This window comes from Phyllobacterium sp. YR531 (genome assembly GCF_000282595.1).
Classification (GTDB): Bacteria; Pseudomonadota; Alphaproteobacteria; order Rhizobiales; family Rhizobiaceae; genus Phyllobacterium.
In genome coordinates this window covers 71,714-86,515 of sequence record NZ_AKIZ01000038.1, presented here as the reverse complement: position 1 = coordinate 86,515, position 14,802 = coordinate 71,714, and the positions used below count along the sequence as shown (strand labels likewise).

Below are 14,802 nucleotides of genomic sequence, written 5' to 3'. Positions count from 1 at the left end.
GAAATCTGATCTGGCGTTATTGCGCCAGATCAGCCATCGCCTCTTCATATTCGCCCGAAAGTGCCAGCCACTCTTCTTCGGCACGCTCTAGAGAGGACTTGGCATAGCCAATCTCCTTGCCGATCTGCGTGGCTTTTGCCGGCTCGCGGGAATAGATGATCGGATCTGCCAGTTGGATTTGCAGAGAGTCGATCTTCTTTTGGAAACGTTGGACCTGTGCTTCTGCTTCCTGAATCTTTTTCTGCAGCGGCTTCAGAGCTTCGCGCTTTTGCGCTGCCAGCTTGCGTTGCTCGGCTTTGCTCAGCTTCTGGCCTTCTTCAACCACGATCTTGTTGCCTGAGCGCTCGGCTTTGGCATCGGCCAGAACCAGTGAACGGTAAGCATCAAGATCGCCGTCATAGGGTGCAACACCGCCATCGCGCACCAGCCACAGCCGGTCCATCGTGGCTTCGATCAGATGACGATCATGGGCAATCAGGATGACGGCGCCATCAAAATCATTCAATGCGAGCATCAATGCTTCGCGGCTATCGATATCGAGATGGTTGGTCGGCTCATCGAGGATCAGCAGGTTTGGACCCTCAAATGTTGCAAGGCCCATCAGTAATCGGGCTTTTTCACCACCGGAAAGATCCTTTGCAGCAGTGTTCATCTTGACCGTTGCAAGACCCATGCGTGAAACGCGGGAGCGCACCTTGGCTTCTGGCGCATCGGGCATTAATTTGCGCACATGCTCGATGGCATTGTCTTCCGGAACAAGATCATCAAGCTGATGCTGGGCAAAGAATGAGATTTTTAGATTTGGCGCGACGGTGATCTTGCCCTTTTGCAAGGGTAGGCGACCACTGATCAGCTTGGCCAGTGTAGACTTACCATTGCCGTTCGATCCAAGCAGCGCGATACGGTCGTCCGCATCAATGCGCAGATTGAGATGCTTGAGAATGGGCTTGCCGGGCGTATAGCCGACTTCCCCGCTTTCAATCGCAATGATCGGGGAGGCCACGACCTTTTCCGGCTCAGGAAAATGAAACGGCATCACATGATCTTCAATGTGAGCGGAAATAGGCTTCAGCTTCTGCAAGGCCTTCAAACGTGACTGCGCCTGCTTTGCCTTGGATGCCTTGGCGCGGAACCGCTCCACAAACGATTCCATGTGTTTGCGGTGCGCTTCCTGTTTGACGCGGGCCTTTTGCTGCAGTTCCAGCGCTTCGGAGCGGAGGCGTTCGAATTGATCGTAATTACCCTGCCAAAGCGTCAGCTTCGTCTGATCCAGATGGATGATGGAATTGACGGCGGAATTCAGAAGATCGCGATCATGGCTGATCAGGATAACCGTGTGCGGGTAACGACGCACATAATCTTCCAGCCATAGCGTTCCTTCCAGATCGAGATAGTTGGTCGGCTCGTCGAGCAGCAGCAGATCAGGCTCGGCAAACAGCACCGCCGCCAGCGCTACGCGCATGCGCCAGCCACCGGAGAAGGACGAAGCCGGACGTTTTTGCGCTTCCGCATCGAAACCAAGTCCGGAAAGGATCGCACCGGCGCGTGCCTCTGCCGAGTGAGCGTCGATATCGGCCAGCCGGATATGAATGTCGGCAATGCGATGCGGGTCAGTCGCTGTTTCTGCCTCTGCGAGCAGGGAGGTACGTTCCTTGTCTGCGGCCAGCACGATCTCGATCAGCGAATCTTCAGTTCCCGGCGCCTCCTGCGCAACCTGACCGATGCGGATGTTCTTCGGCAGGAAGAAATCCCCGGTTTCCGAATGAAGTTCACCGGTAATGACTTTGAACAGGGTAGATTTGCCCGCACCATTGCGGCCAACCAGCCCGGCTTTTGTGCCCGCTGGCAGGTTAAGACTGGCGTGATCAATCAGCAAACGGCCGGCCATCCGCACGGATATATCGTCGAGAATAAGCATGGCCGCGCTTTTGCACTGGAAATCGCTTTTCCGCAAGGTATTCGTGCTGCATTGATGTGCGTGGTTCGACGCGGCTCACCATGAGGGAGGTCGGCTCACTGCAGAGAAGCCAGTATTTGCAATGTATCTACAACGCTAATGATTAGCGTGCGGCCCGCTCATCTTTCTCATGGTAAGCTTGTCGAACCACGCACGGCCATATTGCATCCATGTACTCAAGAATATGGCCTGCCTTCTTCAGTTCTTTGAAATTGGATAAGATCAAACGAAGGTGCTGTTTTCCCAAGCGTTGTCAGAATGCCATGCGCCTGACCGCGATGATGGGTCTGATGGTTGAACAAATGCGCCAGCGCGGGTGCAAGCCTCTGGCTGATGGTGCGCATGTCACTGACAGTCGTATAGGTGAAACGGCCAGCTATTGCCGCGCTGTCCAGTCCACGCACCCACGTTAGAATTCGGGCGTCTTCTTTTTCCCGCGCTGCTTTCAATGCGTCAAATGTATCGTGCAATATGGCGTCAAGTGTCTTGGGCGCATCACCTTCGCCAGTGAAGCGAAACATCCAGATGCGATCAGTCACCAGCAGGTGGTTCAGTGTGCGGTGCAGTGAGCCGAAAAACGCGCCCGTATCACGGCGGTATTCTTCATCGTCAAGCTCTGCCGCTGCCAGATAAAGCCGTTCATTTACCCAGCGATTATAGGCCGCCAGCATTTGAAAGTGCTGTTCCATCCCGTTGACTTTCCAAAGGCAAGAGTCAGTAATGCTGACATATTATAGTGAGCGAGGTAATTTGCCATGGGAATTGTTCTGCACGAGCTTGTCGGAGCCGATGAAAGTCGCCCATTCAGCCCGCATTGCTGGAAGGCGGTAATGTCGCTCGCTCACAAAGGCATGCCATTCGACCGGAACATGGTATCATTTACCGATATTCCAAAACTGGAAAACGGCTATTCAGCCAAGCTTCCAATGGTTCGGGATGGTGAGAATGTAATCGCGGACTCATTTCAGATCGCGCTTTATCTGGAAGAGCAGTATCCGGACCTGCCATCATTGTTTAAAGGCGAGGGAGGACGCGCCATGGCCCGCTTTGTCGAGGGCTACTCGCAGATGCTGCTGCATCCGTTCCTCAATCTCGTCGTGCTCATCCCCGTCTATGATCTGCTCGACGCGCCCAACAAAGCCTACTACATCAAGAGCCGCGAGCAGATATTCGGGCGAAAGTTGGAAGATGTGGCGGCTGATCGCGATGAAAAGCGCGATACGTTCACCAAAAACCTCGCACCCATACGCAAGATGCTTCTCTCACAGCCCTTCATTGGCGGGGAAACGCCACTGTTCAGCGATTATATTGTCTTTGGCGCATTCCAATGGGTACGGGTTCTTACCCCTTACAAGCTTTTTGATGATGGAGATCCGGTCGCCGATTGGTTTGAACGCTGTCTCGATCTGCACGGCGGAATTGCGCGCAAGGTACAACCTGCATTGGTTTAGTGAACCACCACTGGTTGATCTTATCCGCTATTAATGACAAGAACCGGAGGCATCAAGTTTTCAAAGGACTTCCAATGCCTCCAGCTCACCGACGCGATGACATCGGCTCCGGGCATGCCTGCCACTTCCCGCCGTCAGCTGCCAACAGTGGCAGTCCTGATGTCTATGTGAATGGAAAGCCCTTGATGAGGGTTGGCGACAGCTATGTTCCGCATGCTTGCGAGGTTGGCCACGCTGGACCGCATGGGAGGGCACTGGCTGAAGGTTCGGCAACGGTTTTCGTCAATGGAAAGCCCGCAGGGCGCATCGGTGACGCAATCGATTGCGGCGGCGCTGCCCAGACGGGTTCATCAAACGTCTATATTGGCGACAAGGGTGGCAAGCCCACTTCGTGTCAGGCCAGCATGTCGGGAGCTTCGGCCCCTTCGATGCGGGGGTAGACAGCTTGGCCGCAGGCAACATTGAAGCAGGCAGTGTAAAGCCTGAAGCCCGCAAACGTTTGATGGACAGCATTGCTGCACAGTTTGCGCGTGGCAATTGCGTTTACGCCGTTCTGGAAGGCGCGTTGTTTGATGATTTGCCAGCGCAGCTGGGCGCAGCAGGCATCGCGCATCGTTCGCTTTACCGTGGCGGTGATCGCAGTCTTGTTGTCGGGGGACCGTGGCTGGTCGATCTGAGCCACTTTCATCCGACCGACGATGACCTCTATGAGGCGCTTGGTGATGACTCCATCAAGCTAAAGGATGAGATTGTTGCACGCCCAGCCGATCCGCGCATTCAGACCGAAGCTTTATGGCAGATTGTTACGGATTCGCGTGCAGCGGTTTTCTGGATTGGCAACCCTTCATTGACGGAAGGTACGCTTCATACTCATCTGCGCACGATCAACGAGATACTGGTTCCCGGCACGGCGACTCAGGTACAGGAGCGGGTTACGTTTCGGCATGCGGATGCCAATGTCATGGCGCAGGTTTTACCTGCACTTGATGAAGAGCAATTCGTTCGCTTACTTGGTCCCGCAAACTCGATCCTGTTTACGCCCCACGAAGATTGGGGAGGTGGGCTGAAGCGCGCCGATCGGCCCGATACAACAATCGCGGCGCCTGCAGGGCCGTTGGCATTCTCTGCTGAACAGATTGAATTTATGAAAGAGACCCGTCTCAAGAAATTTGATGGCGAACTTGCCCTTGCTCTGCAGCAGAAATATCCGGACCACCAGATTGGTGATGATGATGCACTATTGGACTGGGTGAGCGTTCATCGCAGGCAGGCGCAATCACTCGGCATCGAGAATGAGCAGCATTTCATGGACTATCTGGACATAGTAATTGCACGAGGCGATGTCAGAGGCGACGAACAGTTTCAGGCAACGATGAATCGCCGAGGCTGGTTGATGGAAGAAAAATGTCGGCATTTGCGCAGCATATATCTGCCCGCATAAATCGAGGAATTACTTTTGGCGGAACTTAGTACATCAAAATCCGCGGGGGCACCGGTCGGTTCTTGCCCCGCCGATTGCAAGGAAGCCATGCGCATGGTGCAGGACGAGGTCAATAAAGTCTCGCGTCTGCCAGGTCCCATTGAACGAAACGCAGCTATCACCAGTGCCTATGACAAACTGGCCCGGGATATGCCGGAAAATGACTGGGTACGGCTTGCGTCCTATGTTTCTGTGCAAGGTGGGTGTGCCATGCAGGTTACACAGGGGCGTAATCTGCCCTATGTCCCGGGATGGGCAGAGGGCGCTGTCCCAAGAACGCTCAGCCGCGTGTTGGTGAATCCCGAAAAATCCCTTGATGCACTCGGCGATGCGAACCTTACAATTTTCTCCAGCATTTATCCTGCCAACCGGATGGTGGCGAATTGTGGCTACAAGAAATTTAAAGAATGCGTCGCCAGCGGCGAAATAACTGTGAACGACAAGATTGTTAAAGCGTTGGACAAAATGGAGAAGGGTGACAAAAGAGGTGCCGCGAACCTGATTGCCGAGCATGAGCAGCGCGAAATTGTCCAGCCCGTCTACGATAGATGGAAAGATACATTTGCTGACATGAAAAACGCAGAAGGGTGGATTCCCGGCGACCAGACCAGCATCCCTGTTGCGAAGACCTGTACCAGAGATAATCTTGTCCCGCTCAGCGGAGACATCAGTAACCCGCAAGACCGGGTAAACTACTACGGAAAACTTATCGATGAGATGTACCGCATTGAAGGAAAATAGAAAGGCATGACCAAATGGAGAGGTCTTTTTCTTCTGTCATTGCTGATTGGACTAATCGCAATCCTGCTTGTCTATCATATGAATCGTGAGGTACCGGTCGTGGCCCGCCCAACAGTAACACTCGAAACACATCTGGCGGACAGTGCCAAAGATTTCTTTGCCCGTAATAATATCGATCCAGAGCCCAGGACAAAAACGGATTCCGGTGAGCTTTATGAAGATTGGGGCATCCTTGCATTTACCGCCTTTGCCGGCAGGCCTGAAGACCCGGAAGGATATATACTCAAGTACAAGGCCGGAGACTGCACCGCGACATTGCCTGCTGGCCGATATGTTCAGGTCGATCATGAAGCCGGTTTTTTCACAACAATCTCCTCGACGCTTCCCCTTGATCCAGTTTCATTCGAGGATGTCATGGTATTGTCGCGTCAGATTGGCGATGGTTTTGATAAGGCCGGGTGGAAGCGAACCCAGTATAAACCTGACATCAAACAGGAGACATTCGGCGAATCCAGTCTTGGCAGCAAGTTTGAGTATTTTGGGAAATGGATGCTGTGCAACGACCCAAATTTACGCGTCTCCATTCAGATAAAATACTACAATACGTTGCCGTCGGGTCCATCAATCCCTCCAGTTCCCGGCAGTCCTTTACCCAAGGATTATCCGGATCGTTACGTCATTGAAGTCATGTTCGATTCCCCCGGCTCGGATATCGAAGATGAAGCTACTGAGCTTCGCGATGCCCGTCGTGTTGCTGTCGGTGGCGACAAGGACAAGCCATCAACGCTCAAGTCGTGGATCGATGATCCGGCTTGGCGTCCAGAAGGTTGGCAAGGCAAAATCATCAAATGATGATGGTATCCTGAATTGATGAGACAGAGAGAAGTTAAAGGTCTCTTGGCAAACGCGTCTCCTGCCGCTATAGACCCGCCATCCAATCTCCCCAAAATGACAAGGTTTCATTTCCATGGCAATTGAACGCACTTTCTCGATGATCAAGCCCGACGCCACCCGCCGCAACCTCACTGGCGCTATCACCGCCAAGCTTGAGGAAGCTGGTCTTCGCGTTATCGCTTCCAAGCGCGTCTGGATGAGCCGCCGTGAAGCTGAAGGCTTCTACGCCGTGCACAAGGAACGTCCTTTCTTCGGTGAACTGGTAGAATTCATGTCTTCTGCGCCGACCATCGTTCAGGTTCTTGAAGGTGAAAACGCTATCCTGCGCAACCGCGAAGTGATGGGAGCCACCAATCCAGCCAATGCTGACGAAGGCACGATCCGCAAGACTTTCGCTCTTTCGATCGGTGAAAACTCGGTACACGGTTCCGATGCACCTGAAACAGCTGCAGAAGAAATCGCTTACTGGTTCTCCGGTACAGAAATCGTCGGTTGATCTTCAGCCATTGATGAATGAAAAGCCGGGTTCGCCCGGCTTTTTTATTGGCCTCATGCCACAAGCGAAAGCACGATCAACACAAATAGGGCGACAAATCCGATAATCAGCGATCCAACTGCAAGCCTGTTCACAGGCTGTGCCAGCGTTTGAATGCTTCCTGATCTTTCGACTTTGCTTCCACCCAGCCGCGCTCCTCACCGGTTATAAGGTGCTCTTTTTTCCAGAAGGGAGCCGTATTTTTCAGATAGTCCATCAGGAAAGACGCTGCGTTGAACGCTGCTTCACGATGAATCGATGCGGCCAGCACAAGCACGATATTTTCGCCGGGTTTGATCAACCCAAATCGGTGGATGATCGTAAGGCCGGTCAATGTCCAGCGTTCCAGCACATCCGTTGCAACGCGGGCGATTTCCGCCTCAGCCATGCCGGGGTAATGTTCGATTTCCAGCGCAGCCAGTGTTCCAGCCTCATCGCGGCAAAGGCCGCTGAATGTGACAACAGCGCCGATATTCCGGCAGTTTGCGGTGATGTGCTCCATCTCTGCAGCAATATTGAAATCGCTCTGCTGAACTACGATCCGTGGTGCCACCGCGCCCATATCATCCCCCGGTCATCGGTGGAAACAGGGCAATCTCGGTTGCGCCTGCGATTGAGGCGTCGTGTTCCACGTGCTCCTGATTAATGGCGACGCGGATCACGTTCTCATATTCAAGCGCTGCTTCGTATTCTTCGCCGCGTGTCTTCAAGTATGCCAGAAGATCACTGACTGTGACAATCGCCGGATCGAGTTCAATGATTTCCTCGCCTTTGCCGATCCGCTCGCGCACCCATGCAAAATAGACGAGTCTTGTCATTGATCAGTCCACCACATGTTTCAAACCAGCGCGGAAATAGTCCCAGCCGGTGTAAAGGGTTATCAAGGCTGCACTCCACAAAAGCACAATACCGAGAATCGTGATGATCGGTATGATCTTGTCTCCGGCTGGTCCTGCCAGAAGAAATGCCACGGCGACCATCTGGATTGTGGTTTTCCATTTTGCCAGACGGCTCACCGGTACGCTGACCTTCAGCTCTGCCAGATATTCGCGAAGGCCGGAAACCAGAATTTCACGGCAAAGAATGATTATCGCCGCCCAAAGTGTCCAACCGGCAATTGTGCCGTCAGCTGCAAGAAGCAGCAGGCAAGCAGAAACCAGCAGCTTGTCCGCAATAGGATCAAGCATGCGCCCGATGGTCGAAGTCTGCTTCCAGATACGTGCCAGATAGCCGTCGAAAAAATCAGTAATGCTCGCAATGATGAAGATAGCCAATGCGCCCCAGCGGGCGGCGTCGGTCGACTGCAGTCGCCCTTCGAGGAAGAAACACAACACAACCAGCGGCACGGCAATAATGCGGGCATAGGTCAGGATATTCGGTAGTGAGTAGGCGTTGTTTTTGGGCATATTTCCAACCATTCAAATCAATACCGATCAAAGGGACTTAAGCACCTTACGTCAAGCTCATCCTTGCGAAGTCAGGCGCAATTATGTCTGAAAGAAATCAGCCCCGTCTCTATGTACGGAAATGATCGCGAATTGTAATAGCCATGGCTTCAGATATACCGTCGACCTTCATCAAATCTTCGACAGCAGCCCGAGAAACCGCCTTCGCCGTGCCAAACTGGTGCAGCAGCGCGCGTTTGCGCGACGGCCCGATACCTGCGATCTCATCCAACGGGTTCTTCACCATCTCCTTCTTACGCTTCGCCCTGTGTGTACCGATAGCGAATCGGTGCGCTTCATCGCGTAGTCGTTGAAGGAAATATAAAACAGGATCGCGCGGGGGCAGGGTGAACGCGGGTTTGCCTTCCATAAAGAAGCGCTCACGCCCCGCATCGCGGTCTACGCCCTTTGCAACGCCAATGGCGGTGACTTTGTCTGCAATGCCCATCTCATTGAGAATGCCGCGCACTGCACTCATCTGACCCTGACCGCCGTCGATCAGGATAATATCGGGCCAGGCTGGAAATGCGTCGGAATCATCATCGAAATCGTCGATTTCCACTTCTTCCGCGGGCATATCCTTGTTTTCCGGCGTGCCATGTTCCTTGACCAAACGACTGAAACGCCGTTCGATCACCTCACGCATCATGCCGAAATCGTCGCCCGGAGTAATCTCCGTCGAACGGATGTTGAATTTCCGGTATTGATTTTTGACGAAGCCCTCCGGTCCCGCTACGATCATGCCGCCGATGGCATTGGTGCCCATGATATGGGAGTTATCGTAAACCTCGATACGCCGCGGGGTCTTGTCCAGTCCAAACGTCTCTGCCACACCCTTGAGCAGCCTCGATTGCGATGAGGTTTCCGCCAATTGCCGTCCCAGCGCTTCACGTGCATTGCTCAATGCATGTTCGACAAGGTCTTTTTTCTCACCGCGTTGCGGGACAAGAATGTTCACTTTGCGCTCGGACTTTGCAGTTAGCGCAACGCCCAGCAGTTCCTGGTCCTCGACGGTCTCGGAAAGCAGGATCATCGAAGGGCAGGGCTTGTCATCATAGAACTGCGACAGGAACGCCCCCAGCACCTCCGCTCCCGAAAGTGAGGAGTCGGCCTTGGGATAGTAGGCGCGATTGCCCCAGTTTTGCCCGGTCCGGAAAAAGAACACCTGAATGCAGGTGACGCCACCATCCTGATATATGGCAAAAACATCGGCCTCTTCAACGCCCTGCGGGTTGATTCCGGAATGCGATTGCACATGAGACAGCGCCGACAGTCTGTCGCGATAAATGGCGGCCCGCTCGAAATCGAGATCAGCAGAAGCATCGCGCATTGCGTTGGAAAGATGAGTCTTTACTGCCTGACTCTTGCCGGAAAGAAACGCCTTTGTTTCCACAACCAGCTCATCATAATCGCGCTCGTCTATTTCCCCGGTACAAGGGCCGGAGCAGCGTTTGATCTGATAGAGCAGGCATGGACGCGAGCGATTTTCATAGAACGAGTCGGTGCAGGTTCGTAGCAGGAAAGCTCTCTGCAAGGCCGTGATAGTCCTGCCGACCGCACCAGCTGAGGCGAACGGGCCGAAATAATCGCCTTTGCTTGATCGTGCACCACGATGCTTGAAAATGCCCGGTGCAATGCGTCGCGCGCCCGACTTCGGCGCGGTCAACAATATATAGGGAAACGATTTGTCGTCCCGCATCAACACATTAAAACGCGGCCGCAAGCGCTTGATCAGATTCGCTTCCAGGAGCAGAGCTTCGGTTTCAGTGCGGGTGACTACGAATTCCATTTTCATGGTTTCGCGGATCATCCGTGCAATACGGTTATTGTGACCCTGACCACGTGCATAGTTCGAAACACGTTTCTTCAGACTATGCGCCTTGCCGACATAGAGCACATCGCCAGCTTCGTTGAACATGCGATAGACGCCCGGCTTGTTGGGCAGGCGTTTGACGAGTTCAGCGATGACATCCGCGCCGCTATTGCCATCGCTGACAATTGTCGAATCCCATTCGATGGCGCTTATCAGCGCTGCAACGTCACGGATAGGTTCGCTGGTATCGACAACCTCATCGATTTCGTCGGCCATGTCGAAATCGGGATCGATCCGCTCCGGGCTTTCAGGTTGTTTCGACGGTCCGTTCATTCTGCAATTCCTGTTGCATCGGCGGTTTCCCATGCCAGATGCTGTCCGCCATCAAGAGCTATCATCTGCCCTGTAATAGAGCGTGTTTCCCAAAGATAACGGATTGTACGGCCAAATTCCGAAAGGTCCGGACCACGTTCGAGCAGAAGACTACTGACCTGCTGATTGAAATCCTGCTGGTTCTGGCGGTCACTTGGCATTGTTGGCCCCGGGCCGATGGCATTGACGCGAATGCGCGGAGCCAGTGCCTGGGCAAGCGTTTGTGTAGCGGTCCAAAGCGCACTCTTCGACAATGTATATGACAGGAATTTCGGCGTCAGCTTCCATACGCGCTGGTCAATCAGATTGATAATAAGGCCTTCCTTGCCATCAGGCAGGAGCGAAGCAACGGCATTGGCCAAAAGCACCGGCGCTTTGACATGGACTGCAAAATGATTGTTCCAAATCTTGTCATCGGTCAGATTGCCGATACCATCATCCTGAAAAACCGAAGCATTGTTGATGAGCAACTGCACCGGTCCCAACTGCCCCTGCGCCTGAGAAACAAGCTGCCTGACTGCATCGCTGTCTGTGAGATCCGCTTCAACAACGCAGCCCTTGCCACCCTTGTTCTCAATTGATTTGAGCAGCGCCTCGCTGTCAGCGCGCGAATGGTTGGTGTGGATTGCAACCGCAAAGCCATGCGCCGCCAGATCTTCAACAATCGCCTTGCCGATGCGCTTTGCACCACCAGTTACAAGGGCAATCGGTCGATCAAGCGTCACAGTTCTCTCCTTCATGGGGTGATTCAACGCTAAATATAGGCATGAGGTCGATAAAGCGCGAGGGGCTAACGTCAGCAATGAACAGTTCTAGTTAAACGTTGCAATGCCTCAAAGATTGGGTGAGATGGTCACGTAGATCGTTGGTTTATCGGGGTTCCAGCCAAGAGCAATGTAAATGTTAAGAACTCGTTAAGTATACTATATTGCAATGCAATATTGTATGACTTTGAAGAGAATTTTACTCAAATAGTTCGCGATATCTATTTTGTAGGCTTATTTATAAATAACTGAATTCATTCACTAATTCTAATTGTTGCTCAAAAACCACATCGCATTTTGGCCATTTTCTCGACAGTTTGTTTTCACAGTCCGGCACGAGTCCCGCCACATTGAAGAGCGAATGTCATTCTCGTCAAGCGGACGTAATTCTTGGTTTCCCCCCGACCAGAAGCCCGCTGCGTGTAAATAGAGTTTAAAAAGGAGATTGCGATGCGCACTCTTAAAACAATGATCCTCGCTTCGGCGGCTGTGCTTACGCTCTCCGCCCCGGTTCTTGCTGCCGATGCTATTGTAGAACAGGCTCCAGCTCCGGAAGCTGTACCGTTTGAACAGCCAGTTGGTGGCTGGGATGGTGCTTATATCGGTGCTTATGGCGGTTACGGCTGGAATAAGAACAAGACATCTGAAGGCAAGCTTGATGCCGATGGTATCAAGGGCGGCGCTTACGGCGGTTACAACCTTCAGAATGGTCAGTTCGTATACGGTGTTGAAGGCGACGTTGGTTACTCCGGTGCCAAGGAACGCAGCTTCGGATACCGTGCGAAACAAGGCGTAGAAGGTTCAGTACGTGCCCGTGCCGGTGTTGCTCTTGATCCGGTTCTGATCTACGGCACAGGCGGTGTTGCGATTACTGAAGGAAAGCTCAGCGGTCCTGATGGTAGCGACTCCAAGACCCACGTCGGCTGGACAGCCGGTGTTGGCGCGGAAGCCAAGATTACTGAAAACATCGTTGGTCGTGCTGAATATCGCTATACCGATTTCGGTAAGAAGAATTACGATCTCGGTGGTCTCGACGATGTGTCGAACAAGATCACAACGAACGAAATTCGTCTCGGCGTTGGCTACAAGTTCTAAGCCAGTCTGATTTGAGAAAAAGCCGGACAGGAAACTGTCCGGCTTTTTTGTATTCAACTGGGTGTCAGCCGATAAGCTGACAGAGCAGTTCAGCTCATTTTGGGAGCAATGCCGCCAGTTCCGGGTGCAATTCTTCAAACCGCTTTTGCCAGCGTTTCAGCTTGGAACGTCCTTTTTCCCATTTGCCCGCAAACCGCATGTCCGCGTAAGCCAAAGCCGCGGCCAGTGCGATGTGCCCGCCATGGATCTTTTTGCCCAAGCGGGGCGGGGCTGCATTCAATACATCCAGAACACGCACAGCTTTCGTCCACTGACGTTCCAGCCATGGCTCGTGGACTTTCTCTTCCGGATGGAAGCGGCGCTCATAGACATGCGCGAGCAGAACGTCACAAAGCCCGTCGGCAATGGATTCAAGCTGTTCAGCCTCAAGGCGCTTTTCAGCGTTGCGCGGGAAAAGCTTGTTGCCGGAAATTCGGTTGAGATATTGCGTAATGACGCGGCTGTCGAAGATCGCCCTGCCATCATCAAGAACAAGTGTCGGAATTTTCCCTAGGGGATTAGCGTTAACCAGTTCCGGTGGCTGGACATTGCTATCCACCAAGACGGATTCAAGTGGAATGCCCGCATACAACGCCGCCATCCGAACCTTCGTGCTGTATGGGGAGGAGGGGGAGTAAAGAACTTTGGTCACGATGAACTCCGGTATTTCGATTCGATGCCAGACGGTAAACTTGAGCCACGATTATGAAAAGCGTTGATGGTGTTACGATTGTTCTGTCTCTGTTCGATATGCCCATTAGCATATGCTTGCAGCATTGTTGGTGCGTGGTTCGACGGGGCTCACCATGAGGAAGTTTGTTAATTGCAGGGATTCTATCTCCCTCTGCCATATGGTTGCTGCGGTAGCCACTGTAAATGCAATCAACCCACCTTTCTCATGGTGAGCCCCGTCGAACCACGCACTAACAATACTGCAAGCGTGTTTTATCCTGAAAGACAGCTTGTCAAAGCGCGAACTACGCAAGCTACAATGCTCCGGGCATTTCCACTGATCTTTTGCGGCATGATGATCGATCAACCTCGGGGCAGGTACGGAAATCAAGATCTTTCGTCAGGCAGATGCGCACTTCGCGCAAATAGTCCCGGTCGCAAGTCACCGCAATGCCATCTTTCTGCAAGCCAGGATTGGCGGCGGTGAAAGCCTGCTCCAGCACTTGCGGGTTCACCGCTCCGCGCTGGCTCGGTTGGCGATAGGCGGAAGGGATGATGACCCGCGCTGCCGCCTTGCGCATCACCGAAAAATATTCCCGCTGCGTCAGACCGCTGCAGGAGCCATGCTTGCGCCACTGATAGGTGACCAGCCCCGTGGAAGGCATGATGTCGGCAAGTTGCTTGGCTTGAGCAAAGGGCACATCGCGCGGTTGAGAGGTATCACAGTCTTGCGGATATCCCTGCTCATATTGCGGCCAAAGGCCATGGACGAGAAAGCCATAGGGCCTGCCGGCATCGCATTGCTGGCGATTGGCCCGGGAGCCTTCAGCTGCGCAATAGCTGGGCGACCAGGATAATGAGAGCACATAGAAATCAAAACCCGACCCTGTGGGAAGATTATCGCCCGACAATTCGCGTTGCGGATTTTCGGCAGTAATCCTTTCGGGCAGTTTGATGGTGCCTGTTTCGGGAGGCAGCCCATCATTCTCACGCAGATAAGTGAGAATGCTGATGCCTATAAGCGCCGCAAACAACAGGTAGCGGGCAAGTTTACCGATGGGCATCAGCTGGATTTCAACTAGCGGAGTGTGCGGCAGCTTCCGCTATAGACATGCCAGCGATCAAAGCCCGCAAGGCAAAACTCTACATTGTTGCCGATGCCGACGAAGCCTTGGCCGTGCTCGACGAGATACCAGACGGGCTGTTGGCTGCCATCTGAAAGATGCGCTGTGGCGCGGCAATAATGACGTTCAACCGCATCCATTTCCGGATCGCGGCTTGGCTCGTAACGTGTTTGCTGCACATCGCTGAAATTATCGATACCAACCTGCGGCAGGTTTGGGACGTGCCTTACCTGATAGGAAAATTTATTGACGATGCGGTTCAGTACACGTGCCTGTCCACAGGTCTCGTCATAGCTCTGGGCCGGACCCTCGACGTAATCCGCAGCCATGACAGGAGCTGCAGAGGAAAGGGCAACACCAACGGCGAAGCTTGCGGCAATGAATGACGAAAGGCGTGACATGGATCTATTCTCCGGGACA

At 53.2% G+C, this 14,802-nt stretch carries 17 protein-coding genes; 7 read left to right on the top strand and 10 right to left on the bottom strand.

The window, feature by feature from the left end; translation table 11 throughout:
• Positions 1 to 16: 16 nt before the first annotated feature.
• Together PMI41_RS21830 and PMI41_RS21825 are read right to left on the bottom strand one after the other, a co-directional pair.
• Entirely contained in the window at positions 17 to 1,918 is a 1,902-nt protein-coding gene (locus tag PMI41_RS21830; protein WP_008128491.1) for an ABC-F family ATP-binding cassette domain-containing protein, read from the bottom strand.
• Between the two features lie 215 nt (positions 1,919 to 2,133).
• On the bottom strand, positions 2,134 to 2,646 hold the full coding sequence (locus PMI41_RS21825; protein ID WP_008128490.1) for a DinB family protein: 513 nt from the start codon (positions 2,644 to 2,646) through the stop codon (positions 2,134 to 2,136).
• Positions 2,647 to 2,712: 66 nt separating this feature from the next.
• On the opposite strand from PMI41_RS21825, the gene PMI41_RS21820 reads away from it, so the two are divergent.
• The 6 genes from PMI41_RS21820 to ndk all read left to right on the top strand — a co-directional run bounded on the left by PMI41_RS21820 (position 2,713) and on the right by ndk (position 7,019).
• Positions 2,713 to 3,408: a glutathione S-transferase family protein gene (locus PMI41_RS21820; RefSeq protein ID WP_008128489.1), complete on the top strand. Its 696-nt coding sequence runs from the start codon at positions 2,713 to 2,715 to the stop codon at positions 3,406 to 3,408.
• Between the two features lie 74 nt (positions 3,409 to 3,482).
• Positions 3,483 to 3,848, top strand: a complete 366-nt coding sequence (locus PMI41_RS21815; RefSeq protein WP_008128488.1) for a PAAR domain-containing protein — start codon at positions 3,483 to 3,485, stop codon at positions 3,846 to 3,848.
• Positions 3,849 to 3,853: 5 nt separating this feature from the next.
• On the top strand, positions 3,854 to 4,849 hold the full coding sequence (locus PMI41_RS21810) for a DUF4123 domain-containing protein (protein WP_040856351.1): 996 nt from the start codon (positions 3,854 to 3,856) through the stop codon (positions 4,847 to 4,849).
• Between the two features lie 15 nt (positions 4,850 to 4,864).
• Complete coding sequence (locus tag PMI41_RS21805; RefSeq protein ID WP_008128486.1) at positions 4,865 to 5,629, top strand: hypothetical protein; 765 nt, start codon at positions 4,865 to 4,867, stop codon at positions 5,627 to 5,629.
• 6 nt (positions 5,630 to 5,635) lie between these two features.
• Positions 5,636 to 6,481, top strand: a complete 846-nt coding sequence (locus PMI41_RS21800) for a hypothetical protein (protein ID WP_008128485.1) — start codon at positions 5,636 to 5,638, stop codon at positions 6,479 to 6,481.
• Between the two features lie 115 nt (positions 6,482 to 6,596).
• Entirely contained in the window at positions 6,597 to 7,019 is a 423-nt protein-coding gene (ndk, locus tag PMI41_RS21795) for a nucleoside-diphosphate kinase (RefSeq protein ID WP_008128484.1), read from the top strand.
• Positions 7,020 to 7,149: 130 nt separating this feature from the next.
• Here ndk and PMI41_RS21790 read toward each other — a convergent pair whose 3' ends face one another.
• The 5 genes from PMI41_RS21790 to PMI41_RS21770 all read right to left on the bottom strand — a co-directional run bounded on the left by PMI41_RS21790 (position 7,150) and on the right by PMI41_RS21770 (position 11,428).
• Entirely contained in the window at positions 7,150 to 7,620 is a 471-nt protein-coding gene (locus PMI41_RS21790; RefSeq protein ID WP_008128483.1) for a molybdenum cofactor biosynthesis protein MoaE, read from the bottom strand.
• Position 7,621: 1 nt separating this feature from the next.
• Positions 7,622 to 7,876, bottom strand: a complete 255-nt coding sequence (moaD, locus tag PMI41_RS21785; RefSeq protein ID WP_008128481.1) for a molybdopterin converting factor subunit 1 — start codon at positions 7,874 to 7,876, stop codon at positions 7,622 to 7,624.
• A 3-nt stretch (positions 7,877 to 7,879) separates the two neighbouring features.
• Positions 7,880 to 8,464 (bottom strand): CDP-diacylglycerol--glycerol-3-phosphate 3-phosphatidyltransferase, encoded by a 585-nt coding sequence (gene pgsA, locus PMI41_RS21780; RefSeq protein ID WP_040856346.1) that lies wholly within the window; start codon positions 8,462 to 8,464, stop codon positions 7,880 to 7,882.
• Between the two features lie 109 nt (positions 8,465 to 8,573).
• The gene (uvrC, locus tag PMI41_RS21775; RefSeq protein WP_086003545.1) at positions 8,574 to 10,592 is read right to left on the bottom strand and encodes an excinuclease ABC subunit UvrC; all 2,019 of its coding nucleotides are present in this window, start codon (positions 10,590 to 10,592) and stop codon (positions 8,574 to 8,576) included.
• Between the two features lie 53 nt (positions 10,593 to 10,645).
• On the bottom strand, positions 10,646 to 11,428 hold the full coding sequence (locus PMI41_RS21770; RefSeq protein ID WP_052025959.1) for an SDR family oxidoreductase: 783 nt from the start codon (positions 11,426 to 11,428) through the stop codon (positions 10,646 to 10,648).
• Positions 11,429 to 11,902: 474 nt separating this feature from the next.
• Between PMI41_RS21770 and PMI41_RS21765 the strand changes: the two genes are divergently transcribed.
• Positions 11,903 to 12,547: an outer membrane protein gene (locus tag PMI41_RS21765; protein WP_008128476.1), complete on the top strand. Its 645-nt coding sequence runs from the start codon at positions 11,903 to 11,905 to the stop codon at positions 12,545 to 12,547.
• A 94-nt stretch (positions 12,548 to 12,641) separates the two neighbouring features.
• Here PMI41_RS21765 and PMI41_RS21760 read toward each other — a convergent pair whose 3' ends face one another.
• From PMI41_RS21760 to PMI41_RS21750, 3 genes are all read right to left on the bottom strand, one after another.
• A complete protein-coding gene (locus PMI41_RS21760; RefSeq protein WP_008128474.1) occupies positions 12,642 to 13,238 on the bottom strand; it encodes a glutathione S-transferase in 597 nt (198 codons plus the stop codon).
• Positions 13,239 to 13,572: 334 nt separating this feature from the next.
• Positions 13,573 to 14,322 (bottom strand): ribonuclease T2, encoded by a 750-nt coding sequence (locus PMI41_RS21755; RefSeq protein WP_008128473.1) that lies wholly within the window; start codon positions 14,320 to 14,322, stop codon positions 13,573 to 13,575.
• Between the two features lie 14 nt (positions 14,323 to 14,336).
• On the bottom strand, positions 14,337 to 14,783 hold the full coding sequence (locus PMI41_RS21750) for a hypothetical protein (protein WP_008128471.1): 447 nt from the start codon (positions 14,781 to 14,783) through the stop codon (positions 14,337 to 14,339).
• Positions 14,784 to 14,802: the final 19 nt, after the last annotated feature.